This is a genomic window from Nocardioides sp. (genome assembly GCF_030150155.1).
Classification (GTDB): domain Bacteria; phylum Actinomycetota; class Actinomycetes; order Propionibacteriales; family Nocardioidaceae; genus Nocardioides.
The window spans coordinates 111,958-125,257 of sequence record NZ_JASLGR010000034.1 but is presented as its reverse complement, the minus strand read 5'-3'; the positions used below and the strand labels follow the sequence as shown (position 1 = coordinate 125,257).

At 69.6% G+C, this 13,300-nt stretch carries 15 protein-coding genes; 7 read left to right on the top strand and 8 right to left on the bottom strand.

The genetic code is table 11. The annotated features are described in order from the left end of the window. Positions 1 to 16: 16 nt before the first annotated feature. Positions 17 to 3,334 carry a M4 family metallopeptidase gene (locus Q1V88_RS10765; RefSeq protein ID WP_300681189.1) on the bottom strand — a complete coding sequence of 1,106 codons (3,318 nt, stop codon included), beginning with the start codon at positions 3,332 to 3,334 and terminating at the stop codon, positions 17 to 19. Positions 3,335 to 3,395: 61 nt separating this feature from the next. Then, on the bottom strand, positions 3,396 to 3,797 hold the full coding sequence (gene msrB / locus Q1V88_RS10760) for a peptide-methionine (R)-S-oxide reductase MsrB (RefSeq protein ID WP_300681188.1): 402 nt from the start codon (positions 3,795 to 3,797) through the stop codon (positions 3,396 to 3,398). A 113-nt stretch (positions 3,798 to 3,910) separates the two neighbouring features. Here msrB and Q1V88_RS10755 point away from each other — a divergent pair, with 113 nt between their 5' ends. Both Q1V88_RS10755 and Q1V88_RS10750 read left to right on the top strand, forming a co-directional pair. Continuing rightward, positions 3,911 to 5,005, top strand: a complete 1,095-nt coding sequence (locus Q1V88_RS10755) for a DNA primase small subunit domain-containing protein (RefSeq protein WP_300681187.1) — start codon at positions 3,911 to 3,913, stop codon at positions 5,003 to 5,005. A gap of 220 nt (positions 5,006 to 5,225) precedes the next feature. After that, positions 5,226 to 5,993, top strand: a complete 768-nt coding sequence (locus tag Q1V88_RS10750; protein ID WP_300681186.1) for a glucose 1-dehydrogenase — start codon at positions 5,226 to 5,228, stop codon at positions 5,991 to 5,993. Here the strand turns inward: Q1V88_RS10750 and Q1V88_RS10745 are convergent. The 4 genes from Q1V88_RS10745 to Q1V88_RS10730 form a co-directional block, all read right to left on the bottom strand. Then, positions 5,933 to 6,907 carry an AraC family transcriptional regulator gene (locus Q1V88_RS10745; RefSeq protein ID WP_300681185.1) on the bottom strand — a complete coding sequence of 325 codons (975 nt, stop codon included), beginning with the start codon at positions 6,905 to 6,907 and terminating at the stop codon, positions 5,933 to 5,935. The genes Q1V88_RS10750 and Q1V88_RS10745 overlap by 61 nt on opposite strands. A gap of 38 nt (positions 6,908 to 6,945) precedes the next feature. Then, positions 6,946 to 7,563: a pentapeptide repeat-containing protein gene (locus Q1V88_RS10740; RefSeq protein WP_300681184.1), complete on the bottom strand. Its 618-nt coding sequence runs from the start codon at positions 7,561 to 7,563 to the stop codon at positions 6,946 to 6,948. A gap of 67 nt (positions 7,564 to 7,630) precedes the next feature. Beyond that, complete coding sequence (locus tag Q1V88_RS10735; protein WP_300681183.1) at positions 7,631 to 8,176, bottom strand: hypothetical protein; 546 nt, start codon at positions 8,174 to 8,176, stop codon at positions 7,631 to 7,633. A gap of 34 nt (positions 8,177 to 8,210) precedes the next feature. After that, entirely contained in the window at positions 8,211 to 9,290 is a 1,080-nt protein-coding gene (locus tag Q1V88_RS10730; RefSeq protein ID WP_300681182.1) for an ATP-dependent DNA ligase, read from the bottom strand. Between the two features lie 142 nt (positions 9,291 to 9,432). Here Q1V88_RS10730 and Q1V88_RS10725 point away from each other — a divergent pair, with 142 nt between their 5' ends. Continuing rightward, positions 9,433 to 9,996: a DUF6602 domain-containing protein gene (locus Q1V88_RS10725; protein WP_300681181.1), complete on the top strand. Its 564-nt coding sequence runs from the start codon at positions 9,433 to 9,435 to the stop codon at positions 9,994 to 9,996. On the opposite strand, the gene Q1V88_RS10720 is transcribed toward Q1V88_RS10725, so the two are convergent. After that, positions 9,981 to 10,319: a HepT-like ribonuclease domain-containing protein gene (locus Q1V88_RS10720; protein WP_300681180.1), complete on the bottom strand. Its 339-nt coding sequence runs from the start codon at positions 10,317 to 10,319 to the stop codon at positions 9,981 to 9,983. The two genes, Q1V88_RS10725 and Q1V88_RS10720, sit on opposite strands and share 16 nt — an antisense overlap. Before the next feature lie 19 nt (positions 10,320 to 10,338). Next, positions 10,339 to 10,626, bottom strand: a complete 288-nt coding sequence (locus Q1V88_RS10715; RefSeq protein WP_300681179.1) for a nucleotidyltransferase family protein — start codon at positions 10,624 to 10,626, stop codon at positions 10,339 to 10,341. A gap of 200 nt (positions 10,627 to 10,826) precedes the next feature. On the opposite strand from Q1V88_RS10715, the gene Q1V88_RS10710 reads away from it, so the two are divergent. From Q1V88_RS10710 to Q1V88_RS10695, 4 genes are read left to right on the top strand one after another with little or no spacing between them, the layout of a single operon-like run. Beyond that, positions 10,827 to 10,955 (top strand): hypothetical protein, encoded by a 129-nt coding sequence (locus Q1V88_RS10710; RefSeq protein ID WP_300681178.1) that lies wholly within the window; start codon positions 10,827 to 10,829, stop codon positions 10,953 to 10,955. A gap of 25 nt (positions 10,956 to 10,980) precedes the next feature. Continuing rightward, on the top strand, positions 10,981 to 11,439 hold the full coding sequence (locus tag Q1V88_RS10705) for an adenylyltransferase/cytidyltransferase family protein (RefSeq protein ID WP_300681177.1): 459 nt from the start codon (positions 10,981 to 10,983) through the stop codon (positions 11,437 to 11,439). After that, positions 11,436 to 13,043, top strand: coding sequence for a LicD family protein (locus tag Q1V88_RS10700; RefSeq protein WP_300681176.1), 1,608 nt, complete (start codon positions 11,436 to 11,438; stop codon positions 13,041 to 13,043). Before Q1V88_RS10705 ends, Q1V88_RS10700 begins: the two co-directional genes overlap by 4 nt. Then, a complete protein-coding gene (locus Q1V88_RS10695; protein WP_300681175.1) occupies positions 13,043 to 13,297 on the top strand; it encodes a DUF6752 domain-containing protein in 255 nt (84 codons plus the stop codon). Before Q1V88_RS10700 ends, Q1V88_RS10695 begins: the two co-directional genes overlap by 1 nt. Positions 13,298 to 13,300: the final 3 nt, after the last annotated feature.

Here is a 13,300-nt window from a genome sequence, read left to right as displayed (position 1 = left end):
CGCGGTTCGTTGTGTGTCAACGGCGGGCGGTGAAACGGACCGTCCCCGTACTGGGGCGGGCCGTGGTGCTGCCGGAGTACGTCGCCTTCGCGGTGTGCTTGCCCTTCTTCAGGCGCTTGGCGGCAGCGGCCGAGATCCGCAGGGTCGCCTTCCCGCTCCGGACCGAGGCGGTGCCGACCTTGCGGCCGTCGAGCCAGAACGTCACCGTGCCGGTGCTGGCCGGGCTGACGGTCGCGGTGAGCACGATCCGCTTCTTCTGCTTCGGTCGCTTCGGGGTGAGCGCCAGGGCGGTCCGGGTGGCCTTCTGCGTCACCTGGGGGGCGCCGGCCGACGGCTTGGTGGTCGGCTTCGTCGTCGGGGTGGTCGTCGGGCTGGTGGTGCTGGTCGGGCTGCTGGTCGCCGTCGCCGTCGCCGTTGCGGTCGCGGTCGCCGTCGGGCTCGGGCTCGGCGCCGGGATCGGCCCGCAGACGATGACCGACACGTCATCGACGTACCAGCCCTGATAGCCGCTGCAGGCGTCGGTGCCGAGGTTGAACCGGACCTGGACCGTGTCGCCCGGGCTGACGCCCGCGGCGGCGAGGTCGGCGACGCTGGTGCCCCACCCGGTGCTCAGGGTCTGGACCTGGCCGTTCCAGGCCGGCTCGCCGACCATCGGGTTCTCGGTGGTGCCCCAGGCGCTCGGCCACTCGGTGATCGTCGCGTTCGGGCCGTTCCACAGCCAGGCCGCGGCCGGCAGCACGGTGAAGGCGCCCCCGTTGACGCTGATCGACACGTTGGCGCCGTCGTACCCCGGCTCGAGGGCGACGTCGTGGCGGAACCGCAGCTGCGGGGTGAGCGTGTCGGCCGGGATCGTCACGGTCGGGCTGAGCAGCGAGGAGCGCCCGGCCAGGTTCGTCGCGCAGTCACCGGCCGGGTCGGCGACGAAGGCCGCCTTCGTGGTGTTGCCCTGCGCTGCGGTGGTGACGGTCCACGGCGAGACCGTCGAGGTCGGGGTGGCGCCGACCTGCTCGGTCGTCCACTGGCCCAGGCCGTGCTCGAAGTCGGCGGCGAGCAGCGTGGTCGGGGTGGTCCCCTCGCCGCAGTCGTACGTCGGCTCGCCGGCCTTGAACGTCGGCGTCAGGTTGCAGCGCGTGATCGGGTCGGTGCGCAGCTCGGTGGCCGCGATCACCTTCGTCAGCTGGGCGCAGTCGCCGGCGGTGATCGTGCTGCCGAGCGGCACTGCGGTGCTCGGGCTGGTGCTGAGCGCGGTGAGCGGCTGTCCGACCAGGGTGGTGCAGGCCTCGGTCAGGGCGTCGGCGAAGTCCGCGAAGTCGGCGACCGGCGTCAGGTAGGAGGTGTTGGCACGCCACCACACGGCCGCGGCCTTGTCGAGGCCGACCCCCGTGACGTCCTGGCCGTTGTCGGTGCCACCGTCGACGAAGAGGGCGTAGGCGTGGTTGGGCACCGAGGAGTTCGTGTGCACCCCGCCCTGGTCGTTGCCGCCGTCGTCGCAGACGTAGTTCGCGTCGGTGACGGTCGACGGGGCGCCGAGGCAGTCGGGGTTCCACATGTCGCGCAGCGCGCCGCCGAACGCGGTCGACTGCTCGCCGACCAGCCACCGGGTCGAGCCGGTCAGTGGGGCAGTGGCGATCGACATCGTGATCACGGCGTTGGTGGCTACCGACTTGAGCTTGGTGCCGTCGGCCTTCGAGACGCTGAAGGCGGGGAAGGTCGAGCCGGTGGTGAACGTGGTGAGCGTGGTGTCGAGGTTGTTGCCGAAGACCACCCCGATCGCGCCGGCGTTGCGGGCCTGGGTGATCTTGGTGGCGAACGTGCACGTGCCTCGGTCGAGGTAGACCCAGCGACCGGTGACGGCAGACGCATTGGTCAAGGCCGAGCATCCGTCGGTCTTCGTCGGACCGTAGGCATCCACGGCGTCCAGGCCGCCCACCACGCTGATCGTCTGGGCGGTACCGGTGATGCCGGTTGCGGTGGACGCGATCACGACCTGGGTGCAGGAGCTCGCGATCGCGGCGGGGGAGGTGATGGTGGCGACGCCGGCGACTCGCGCCCCTGCGGCACTGGCAGGGGAGCAGGTGCCGTCGGCTCGGACGGCGTCGTCCTCGCCGTCGTCCTCACGCGCGTTGATCTGGTCGACGGTCTCGCCCCAGACGTCGGAGAACGACTCGTTGAGGGCGCCTGCCTGCCACTGGTAGATCAGGCCGGAGGTGTACTCGGTGTAGGCGTGACCCCACTCGTGCGCGATCACGTCGTCGGTGTCGACGCCGGGGCAGGTCCAGATCACGTCGCCCATCCAGGAGGCGTTCGGGCAGCCGGTGCCGCGTCCGTCGACGCTGATCATCCGGGCACCGGCGCCGTCGTAGGAGTCGCGCCCGAAGGCGTTGCGGAAGAGCCAGTACGACTCCGAGGCGGAGGCGAGCAGGTTCTGTCGGCTGGCGCTGAGCGATGAGGTGTCCTGGCCCTCGGACCACACCGTGGTGCCGTCACCGGTGGTGTTGCTGGCCGGGTTGCTGGTCTCGCGCAGCTCGCGGTCCAGGGCTGTCGGGGTGCCGCTCCAGCGGTTGAGCGGCTTGAAGGCGTGCGTGTCGAGGATCAGGTTCTCGCTCAGCGACCGCCCCGAGGTCACCGAGACCAGCCAGGCCAGGTACGTCGTCCCGGCCTGCCCCAGCACCGACCCGGTCTCGTAGATCACCAGGGAGGCCGAGGCGGTGGCCGCCGCCAGCGTGGCCGCGTCGGCGGGCTCGCCCGCGGCGTCGGTGGGCGGGTCGGCCCTGACCGTGGCGAGCGCCGCGGCCTCGGCACGGGCCGCCGTCGTGGTCGGGGTGGTGGACAGCGTCAGGTCGGGCACCACGTAGCCGTTGACGCTGCGCAGGTCCCCACCCGTGTCGAGATTGACCTTCAGGGCGGCCCCGAAGACGGGCACGCCGTCGTACGACTGGGAGAAGGAGAGCGTGCGGCCGCCCGCGTCGGAGGTGGAGGCTCCGGCGACGAGCTGGTCGGCGGTGACGCCGAAGAGGTCGGCGTGGGTGTCGAGCCAGCCGGTGGCCTTCGCGCTCGCCGAGGTGGCCGAACGGGCAGCCGCCGCCGAGGAGCCGGGGGCCAGGTCGCCCCGAGTGGTGACGAACGTGACGCGGCCCGAGTCCGGGTCGCGGGTGATGGTGACGGCGCTGGAGGCCGCCGCCTGCACCGATCGCTCCGGGCCGTTGGCGGGGGTGGCGCTGGCGGTGCCGGCCACGACGGCGAGGCCGACGGGGACCAGGGCGGCGGTCAGGGCAGCGGTCGCGATCAGGGCGATGGAGCGGCGCTGCCGTCCGACGAGGTGGTGGTGGGTCACGTTCTCTCCTCCGCGCACGGGCGTGCGCGGAGGAGATATTAAACGTTTTGGCGGAGAGGCGTCAGTCCTGCTTCTCGTTCAGGACCAGAGCGAGGGAGTTGATGCAGTAGCGGTCGCCGGTCGGCGTGCCGTAGCCGTCGGGGAAGACGTGACCGAGGTGGGAGCCACAGTTCGCGCAGCGGACCTCGGTGCGGGTCATGCCGTGGGAGTGGTCCTCGATGTACTCGATGGTGTCGGTGATCGGCTGGTAGAACGACGGCCAGCCGCACCCGGAGTGGAACTTGACGTCGGACTCGAACAGCTCGGCCCGGCAGGCCTTGCAGACGTAGGTGCCGGTCGTCTCGGTGTCGGTGTACTCACCACTGAAAGCCCGCTCCGTGCCGGCGTGCCGGAGGATCTTGTACTCCTCCGGGCTCAGCTCGGCACGCCACTGCTCGTCGGACTTCTCGACCTCGTAACCCATAGTTACCAGAGTAAACCGAGAAGAAAAGTGTTCGCATCAGGCACAGCAGTGCCAAATATCGGGACCAACGGCCGACACTTTCCGGGGCGATCGGGTCTCAGTAGGGTGGCGTCGTGGCGAAGAGCACCGCAGCGATGGTGACGGTCGGGGAGATCGACGTACGGGTGTCGAGCCCTGATCGCGTGATCTACGAGGCCACCGAGCGCACTCCCGAGATCACGAAGCTGATGGTCGCCGAGTACTACGCGAGCGTCGGCGACCCGATGATGGCCTCGATCGGGCTGCGCCCCTGCGCCCTCGAGCGCTGGCCCGACGGCTGGCGGGAGTCGATGACGCTGGCCACCCCGATCCGCGACGGCCATCCCGGCTCGCCCAAGGCGACGGCGGGTGACGGCTTCTACCAGAAGGCGCTGCCCAAGGGCGCCCCCGACTACGTCGAGACGGCCCGTGTCACCTTCCCCTCGGGACGCACCCAGAACGAGCTCTGCCCGACCAGTGCCGCAGCCCTGGTCTGGGCCGCCCAGATGGGGACCCTCACCTTCCATCCCTGGCCCGTACGCCGTCCCGACGTCGATCATCCCGACGAGCTGCGCCTCGACTTCGACCCTCAGCCCGGCACCACCTTCGCCGACGCCAAGCGGGTCGCGATCGCGGCGCAGGCGCTCCTGGCCGAGCACGGCGTGACGGGTTACGTGAAGACCTCGGGGTCGCGCGGCCTGCACCTCTACGTCCGGATCAAGGCCGAGCACTCCTTCGAGGACGTCCGGCACGCCGCCATCGGGATCGGCCAGGAGCTGTCCCGGCGCGACCCCGACGGCACCACCGTGAACTGGTGGAAGGAGGAGCGCGGGGAGCGGATCTTCGTCGACTTCAACCAGAACAACCGGGACCGCACGATCGCCTCGGCGTACTCGCTGCGAGCCCGCCCCGGCGGCCCCGTCTCCACCCCGATCACCTGGGCCGAGCTCGACGCCCTGGAGGATCCGTGGACCTACAACCTGACCACGGTCCCGGCGCTGGCCGCCGAGCGTGACCCGTGGGCCGAGATGAACGACACCGCCTATGACCTCGCGCCACTGCTGGCGCTGTGGGACGGCGTCGAGCTCAACTTCCCGCCGGACTACCCGAAGATGCCGGGGGAGCCGCCGCGGGTGCAGCCGAGCAAGAAGCGCGCCGACCACTGGGACGACGAGGGCAACCGGCTCTGACCAGAGCTGATCAGGGCTGACCAGGCCTGATCAGGGCTGATCGGTGTAGTCGCACCGTCACCAGGTGACGGTGCGACTACACCGATCACGGCGGACGGCCGTGTCCCGAACTGTTCAGAGGGCGTCCCGTTCGGTGCGGGCAGGAGCAGGTGAGGCCGCCCTAGCGTGGCGGCGCCGACGTCGGGTCGGCGTTCGACGCACACTGCTCAGGGAGTCCACGATGAGTTTCACCGACAAGATCGCCTTCGTCACCGGTGCCGGGTCCGGGATCGGTCGCGCCACCTCGCTGGCACTGGCCGCCGCCGGTGCGACCGTCTACGCCGCCGACATCAACGGCGACTCCGTCACCGCCGCGGTGCGGGAGATCGAGGCCGCCGGCGGTGCCGCCCACGCTCTGGTCACCGACGTCTCCGACGCCGCCGCCCTGCGCGCCGCGTTCGACGAGATCCGCGCGCGCAGCGGCCGGCTCGACCTGGCGTTCAACAACGCCGGCATCGACGGCCGGGTGGAGCCGCTGCACGACATCACCGAGACCGAGTGGACCCGGATCCTGACGGTCAACCTCACCTCGCAGTTCCTCTGCCTCCAGCACGAGATCGACCTGATGCTGGAGAACGGCGGCGGCACGATCGTCAACAACGCCTCGGTCGGCGGCCTGCTGGGCACCTACTTCCACGCCGCCTACAACGCCTCGAAGCACGGCGTGGTCGGGCTGACCCGGTCGGCGGCGCTGGAGTACATCGAGCGTGGCATCCGGATCAACTGCGTGTGCCCCGGCGCGGTGCGGACCCAGTTCATGGAGGAGCTGCCCGACACCGTGGTGGACCACCTGCGGGCCGGTACGCCGGCGGGGCGCCTGGCGGAGACGTCCGAGCTGGCCGACGCGGTGCTGTGGCTGCTCTCGGACAAGTCGACCTACATGGTCGGTCACGCCCTCGCCGTCGACGGTGGCATCACCGCCGGGGACATGGGCACCAAGTTCTCCTGACCCGAGCCTGCCCCGGCGCGGGCCCGGAACGCGCTCGGGCTGCACCCGTGGACCTTCGCGAAGGCCCGCGAGAACGCGACGTCGGAGCTGTAGCCGCAGCGTCGCCCGACCTCGGCGATCGCGCTCTGGCCCGTCAGCAGCAGCTGGCGGGCCAGAGCCATCCGGGCCTGCAGGATCAGGGCGCCGATGCTCAGGTCCTCGCGGCTGAGCACCCGGTTGAGCTGGCGCACCGAGAGGCCGACGGCCGCTGCGACGTCGGCTGCCGACAGCCCCGGGTCGGGGAAGCTTAGCTCGACGAACTCGGCCGCCACGGTGGCGTGGTCGCTGCGTGGTGGCACGCACACCTCGCGGGCCAGGGCGGCCAGGCGTGCCGCCAACGGTGCGGCGCCGCCGTACCGGCCCTGGCTGAACTCCTGGTGCAGCCGGTGGGCGGCGGGGCCGTCCACCCCGGCGCGCTCGAGCTGGCGCAGCGAGAGCCGGCGTGCGTGTACCGGCACGGCGGTGGTCGCACCGGCCGCGTCGCGGGGGACCCCGATGGTGAGGGTCCGCATCCCGTTGCTGAGCGAGATCGACGACGGCACGCACGGGTCGTAGACGATCCCCTCGCCGGGGTGGGCGAGCTCGCTGTGCGCCTCGGAGTAGTAGCTCGCGGTGCCGTCGAGGACGAGCAGGATGAAGATCAGGTCGCGCGGGTCGGTCTCCACCTCGTGGCTGCCGCGCCGCACGGTGTGGGCGCTCCCGCTGAAGGACTGGATCAGATACGGGCCGACGACCGCGGTGCGGACGTCGATCTCGAACGGCCGGGCGTCGAGGGTCTCGACGGTGGCGGAGATGAGCTTGTCGTTGATGCTGCGGTTGAACTCGTCGACGGAGGTCGAGGAGTACTCGGCCTCCAGCCCCACGTGTCGCTCCACCGTCAGCTCCTTCGTTCGCCGGCAGCCCCAGCCTAGGCTCAGCCCTGGATCCGGATCCCCAGCTCGGTGGCGAAGGCGGGGGCGAACTCGACGGCCTGCTCGGCGCTGATGGTGGCGCCGCCGAGCTCCATCAGACCCTCGATCGATTCGAACCGGCCGCCGCGCAGGTCGACGTCGCGCAGCTTGGCCTGGCGGACGGTGAGGGTGCCGACCTCGGTGCTGTCGAGCTGGACGCGGCGGAGGCTGGACTGGAGCAGGTCGAGCTCCTCGATCAGGCAGTTGCTGAACGTGACGTCGAGCAGCTCGGCGCCGCGCAGGTTCACGTAGCCGAGCTTGCAGTCCACGAACCGCACGCAGCGCAGTCGGGCACCGTCGCCGTCGATGCTGCCGAACCGACCGCTGATCTCGACGTCGTGCCACTCCGCGCGGGCAGCGATCAGGGAGGCGACCTGGGCCTGAGTGATCGAGACCTGGGCCAGGCGGGCGTCGGTGAGGTCGACCTCGCCGGCCGAGGGCTGGGCGAAGACCAGGGACTCCAGGTCGACGCTGCGGTCCAGGTCGGCGACGTCACCGGCCCCGAAGAGATCGAGGTCGAGGTCGGGACGGCGGGGGAGCTGAAGCGAGGTCGAGGGCATACGGGTGCGCGTGAGCGGCACGAAGACTCCTGGCGGATGCGGTGGTGCGGGTGATGCGTGGAGCGTGAGGGTGTGGGGCGGGCCCGGCTCAGAAGCCGGAGACGCCCTCGCCCTCGCCGGCCTGCTCGTCGAAGCTCTCGTGCTCGAGCAGGTGCAGCACCGGGACGTTGAGGGCGCGCCGGGCCTGGTGGGTCCAGTCGATGTGGAAGAACTCGGCCACGACGTGCGGGCGGGTCAGCACGATCGCCTCGCGACCGTCGACCTCGGCGACCTTGACCTTCAGCGCGTCGACGGGGGAGACGTCGACGACCTGGCCGTCGGCGGTGGCGCCGACCTTGCGCAGCTCGGCCAGGGAGGTGTTCAGCCCCTCGGTGGCCTCGGCGAGGCACTCCTTGCGGACGTCGTCGAAGTCCACGGAGTCCAGCAGCAGCGAGGGGGAACCGATCATCCCGCCGCCGGACATGGTGCCGAAGGAGCCCTCGATCCGGGCCGCTGCGTCCTCCATCGGGAACAGCACGTGGTAGACGACGGGGCCTTCGCCCTCGTCGGTGATCTCCTCGTGCAGCGAGCGGACCTGTGCGGCGTCGGCCTCGGAGATTGCCTGCTCGACCAGGAGCACCACGTCGTACGTCATGGACCCAATCTAGCGGTGTTCGAGGCCGGGGGAGTCACCCGGCGAAGACCGACGCCAGATCGAACGCGCTGACCGTCTCCAGCTGGTCGTAGGTGCACGACTCCGGAGCCCGGTCGGGCCGCCAGCGCTTGAACTGGGTGGTGTGCCGGAAGCGGCGTCCCTCCATGTGGTCGTAGCCCACCTCCAGCACCCGCGTCGGGGCCAGCGGCACGAACGAGAGGTCCTTGCCGCCGCTCCAGCGCGACACCGTGCCGGGCACCCGATCGGGGTTGGCGATGGCGGTGTCGCCCAGGAAGTCCCACGGGTGGCCCTCCAGGTCGACGACCAGCTCCTGCAGCTCGGTCCACAGCTCGGCACGCCGGGCGTCGGTGAAGGTCGCGCAGACCCCGACGTGCTGCAGTGCGGTGCCGTCGTACAGGCCGAGCAGGAGTGAGCCGAGCAGCGGTCGCTCCGGCGTCGACGTCTTGTGCGGACGCATCCCGGCGACCACCACGTCGGCGGTCCGGGCGTGCTTGACCTTGATCATGGTGCGCTGGTTGGGGGTGTACGCCGACTCGGCGCGCTTCCCGATCACGCCGTCGAACCCGGCGCCCTCGAACTCGGTGAACCAACGCTGCGCCTCGGCCGGGTCGTCGGTGATCTTGGCGAGCTGGATCCGGCCCCCGACGTCGAGGTGGCTCAGCACCGACTCCAGGGCGGCCCGGCGCTCGCGGAACGGCAGCGGCAGGCAGTCGACCTGGTCCAGGGCGAGCAGATCGAAGGCGACGTACGACGCCGGCCGCTCCACCGACAGCCGCGCGATCCGCGACGCGGCCGGATGGATCCGCTCCTGCAGCATCTCGAACTCCAGGCGCCCCTCGTGGGCGAGGAACAGCTCCCCGTCGAGCACGCACCGTGCCGGGATGGTCTCGCGCAGCGCCTCCACCAGCTCGGGGAAGTAGCGCGTCAGCGACTTCGCCGTCCGCGACGCCAGCTCGATCTCGTCGCCGTCGCGGAAGACGACGCAGCGGAAGCCGTCCCACTTCGGCTCGAAGCTCACCCCACCCGTGGTCGGGACCTTCGCGGCGGGCTTGGCCAGCATCGGCAGGAGCGGCGGCATCACGGGAAGGTCCATGCCTCCACCGTAGTGTCGGTGGGCCGCTTTACGGTGCTTGCACATGGGCGAGATGATGCCGGGGTCCGCGGAGTGAGATGCGCTTGACGATTCTGAGTGGCCGACAGTGGAAACTCCCCGGAGGAACCGCTTCCATGGGTTGGTGCAATCGCTTGCCGAGGGCGTGGAGCGAGACTATGCGGAGGCTAGGGACTCCGCGCGGCGCAGGGATCCTCAGCGCGCTGGCCATCAAGCCGAGGCGACGTGGAAGCAGCTGCTTGAACGCTGGGGCAACGGCTGGCCCGTTGTCAATCGACGGTACATCGTTGGCCCGGGTGGCGAGACCGGTGAGACAGACCTCATTGTTTTGCGGCCCGACTACCCGGTCCATCTGATGGACGAATCGGCAATCTTGGTCAGCGGTGTCGCAGCTGCCTTTTCATGCAAGTTGACGATGCGGCCGCGTGACATTGCCGAGGCGATCCTGCAGAAGCGACAGATTATGAGCGCTGGCGGCGGGGCTCGCGGTTGGGGCGAAGAACTCATGCACGCGAGTTTCTCCTTTGGGTTGCTGGCGCACTCGGCCGACCTTGGTAGTCGTTCGGGGGCAGTTGCAGATGCTGTTCGGCACCACTACGACCGGATTGCGCACGACCCGAAGTCGCCCTTGGTGATCTGGGTTCTCATGGCCGGCGCCAGGGTGCGCTCTCGTCAATGCCCAGAGTGAGGTTCGTCGGCTCCTGCGTCAGGGAACATGAGGGAGGCGGTCAACCGTTCAACGAAGGCCGGAAGGACCTGTCGCGCGGTGTCGTGGAGGATCTGAAGCGATACGTTCCAGTAGCCGTGGACGATCTTGTTCCGCAACTGCGTGGGCTTGGACCACTCGATCTCTGGGTGCGCGGCTTTGAAATCGCGAGGAAGCTGGTTCGCGGCTTCCCCGAGGACCATGAAGTTCCACAGGACTGCATCGCGCCGGAGCGTGTCCACGCCAAGGCTCTCGACATCCAGATCGCCGATCACATTCTGAATCGTCGTGGCAGCGTCGATCATCTCCCGGAGGAGTAGGTCCTCACGCCGTATAGAACGGCCGTGCGTCGTGAAGCACCTGCTCGCGGAGGTACTTGTTCACCGAACTGCGGTCGACGAGATCCACGGGCCGTCCGAGGATCTGGGATAGTTCGTCCTCGAGGCCGAGGAAGTCCCAGGTCGCGATGGTTCCGGGCTTGAGCTCGTACAACAGATCGATGTCGCTGTCGGAAGTGGCCTCGCCGCGGCTCACCGAGCCGAACACCTCCAGGCGTGCGACGCCGTATCGCTCACACGCTTCGCGTAGGCGCTCGACATCGACGGTGTCCATGTCAACATCGTAGGCGGGAACCCATGCTGACAGCCACGTTTGTCCTTGACGTCTGACGCCACTTCCGTCGCACCGGCTCCAGGAGCACGATCGCAAGGAGTGCTGGAGTCGCAGGGCGGGATCTGGATGGACGCGTTCTAGGCGGGCCGAAGCGTCGGCACAGCGGACGGGAGCCGGAGATGCGCGTCGGAGTTTCCCGCATGGTGACCGGCATCGCCTACGAGACCGTGCAGTCACCGTCGGGCACCCTGTCGCCGCGCTATCCGATGTCGGAGGTCGCCGGAATGCCTGCGTTCGGCGGGGGTGAGCGGCGGGAGAACCGGATTTGAACGTTCTCGGCGCTAGGATGACCGAGTGAGTGACCAGGCCAGCGACCAGACGGGCGAGAAGATCATCGGGTATGTCCCCGGAGTCTTCGACCTCTTCCATGTGGGTCACCTGAATATGCTTCGCCAGGCGCGCAGCCGCTGCGACATCCTCGTGGCCGGCATCGTCTCCGACGAGATGTGCGAGCAGGGCAAGGGGATCCGGCCCACGGTGCCGCTGGTCGAGCGGGAGGCGATCGTCGACGCGATCGGCATCGTCGACGCGACGTACGTCGAGACGACGCTCGACAAGCGTGACGCCTGGCGCGACGTGCGCTTCCACCGCCTGTTCAAGGGCGACGACTGGAAGGGCACGCCCAAGGGCGACAACCTGGAGAAGCAGATGGCCGAGGTCGGCGTCGAGGTCTGCTACTTCCCGTACTCCATCCAGACCTCCAGCACCGCGCTGCGCCAGCACCTCAAGCGCGCCGCGGAGGCTGTTTCTTGACCTCACCTGCCCGGGTGCGGATCGATCACGACGGGCTCTTCCTCAAGGGTGTCGGCGGATCCAGCCCCGCGGTCCTGGTCTACTTCGACGACCGCCACATCTGGTCGTTCACCCCTGGCAGCGACGGCACGCAAACGCAGGGGGGCACCCAGATCGCGTGGCCACACGTGCTCACGCCGTACCTCGACGGCGTCGTCCGGCTCAAGGTCGCGACCCTCGACGGGGAGGTCCTCGGCGACGTCGAGCACCGGTTCGGTGAGGCGACGACCCGGGTCGCGTTCGTGGACAAGGACGGCCACCCGTATGCGATCGACAAGATGGGGCACCTGACCCGCTCCTTCGAGTCCACCTCGGACGAGATCAAGGCCGAGATCCTGGTCGGCTCCCAGACCGTGATCCGCGAGCTGCGCGAGCGCTGCGGCGTCGAGGCGTGGCTCGGCTACGGCGCCCTGCTCGGTGCCGTCCGCGAGGGCGGCATGATCGCGCACGACTCCGACACCGACATCTGCTACTTCTCCGAGCACACCGCTCCGGCCGACATCATCCGCGAGACCTACAAGATCGAGCGGCTGCTCAAGGACCTGGGCTGGGACGTGCTCCGGATGTCGGGCGGTGACCTCAAGGTGATCTGGCCGCTCTCGGACGGCCGCAACTGCCACATCGACATCTTCTCGTCGTTCTTCGTCGGCGACGTCTACTACATCCTCGGCGAGCACGGCGACACCTACGCCCGCGCCGACCTGCTGCCGCTCACGACGGTCACCCTGGACGGCTACGAGTTCCCGGCGCCGGCCAACCCCGAGGCGATGCTCGTCTACCTGTACGGCGAGTCGTGGCGGGTCCCGGACCCCGCGTTCACCCCGTACATCGACCCGGTCATCATGGGCCGGCTCAACGGCTGGCTGCGTGGCTTCCGCACCCGGATGGGGGACTGGACCGTCACGCTGCGTGGCACCGCGGGCCCGAAGTCCACGGTCGCCACCACCGGCTCCGACTTCGCTGCCTGGGTGCACGAGCGGATCGCTCCGGACTCCCGCGTGCTCGACCTCGGTGCCGGCAACGGTCGCGACGGTCTGTGGTTCGCCCAGCAGGGGCACGCGGTGCGCTCCTCGGACTACTCGCGGCGTTCGGCCGTGGAGGTGCGGGCCCTGAAGAAGGCCACCGGCGAGCAGAACATCGTGCCCCGCCAGGTGATCCTCAACGAGACCCGGCACGTGTTCCACCTGATCGGCGAGCTGGCCCGCACCCCGCACCACATCTACGCACGTCAGCTGCTCGGCTGCCTCGACGAGGCCGCCCGGCAGAACCTCTTCCGGATCGGCGCCAGCACCCTGCGCGCCGGCGACGGCACCGCGGAGAACGGTCCGCTGGCGATGTGGCTGGAGTTCGCGGTCGAGGCACCCGGTGCCCCCGCCCCGGCGCCTGCCGGTCTGGTCCAGCGGCTCGACCCCGACGTCCTCGTCGCCGAGATCGCGGCCAGCGGAGGCCACGTCGACTACCTGGAGATCGCTCCCGGCGTCGACATGTTCGATAATGAAGACCCGGCCGTCGCACGCATGCGCGTGACCTGGCCGGCCCCGTCACAGCAGAAGGAGACCCTCTGATGGTCAACGCCACCGGCGAGAAGGCGAAGGACGTCGCCCGCAAGGTCCGCGACAAGGTCCGGGGGTCGAAGGCGTTCGAGCGCACTCTGCGCAGCCGCGTCGCAGCCCTGGAGGCCGAGCTCGAGGCCGACCGCCAGCTGCACCGCAAGATCGCCGAGCTCTCCGACGTCGTCGCCGAGCTCCTGGTCCCGATCCAGGACCGCGACGAGAAGCAGGTCCGCGAGCTCCTGTCGCAGTACCGCAAGACCATCTGAGTC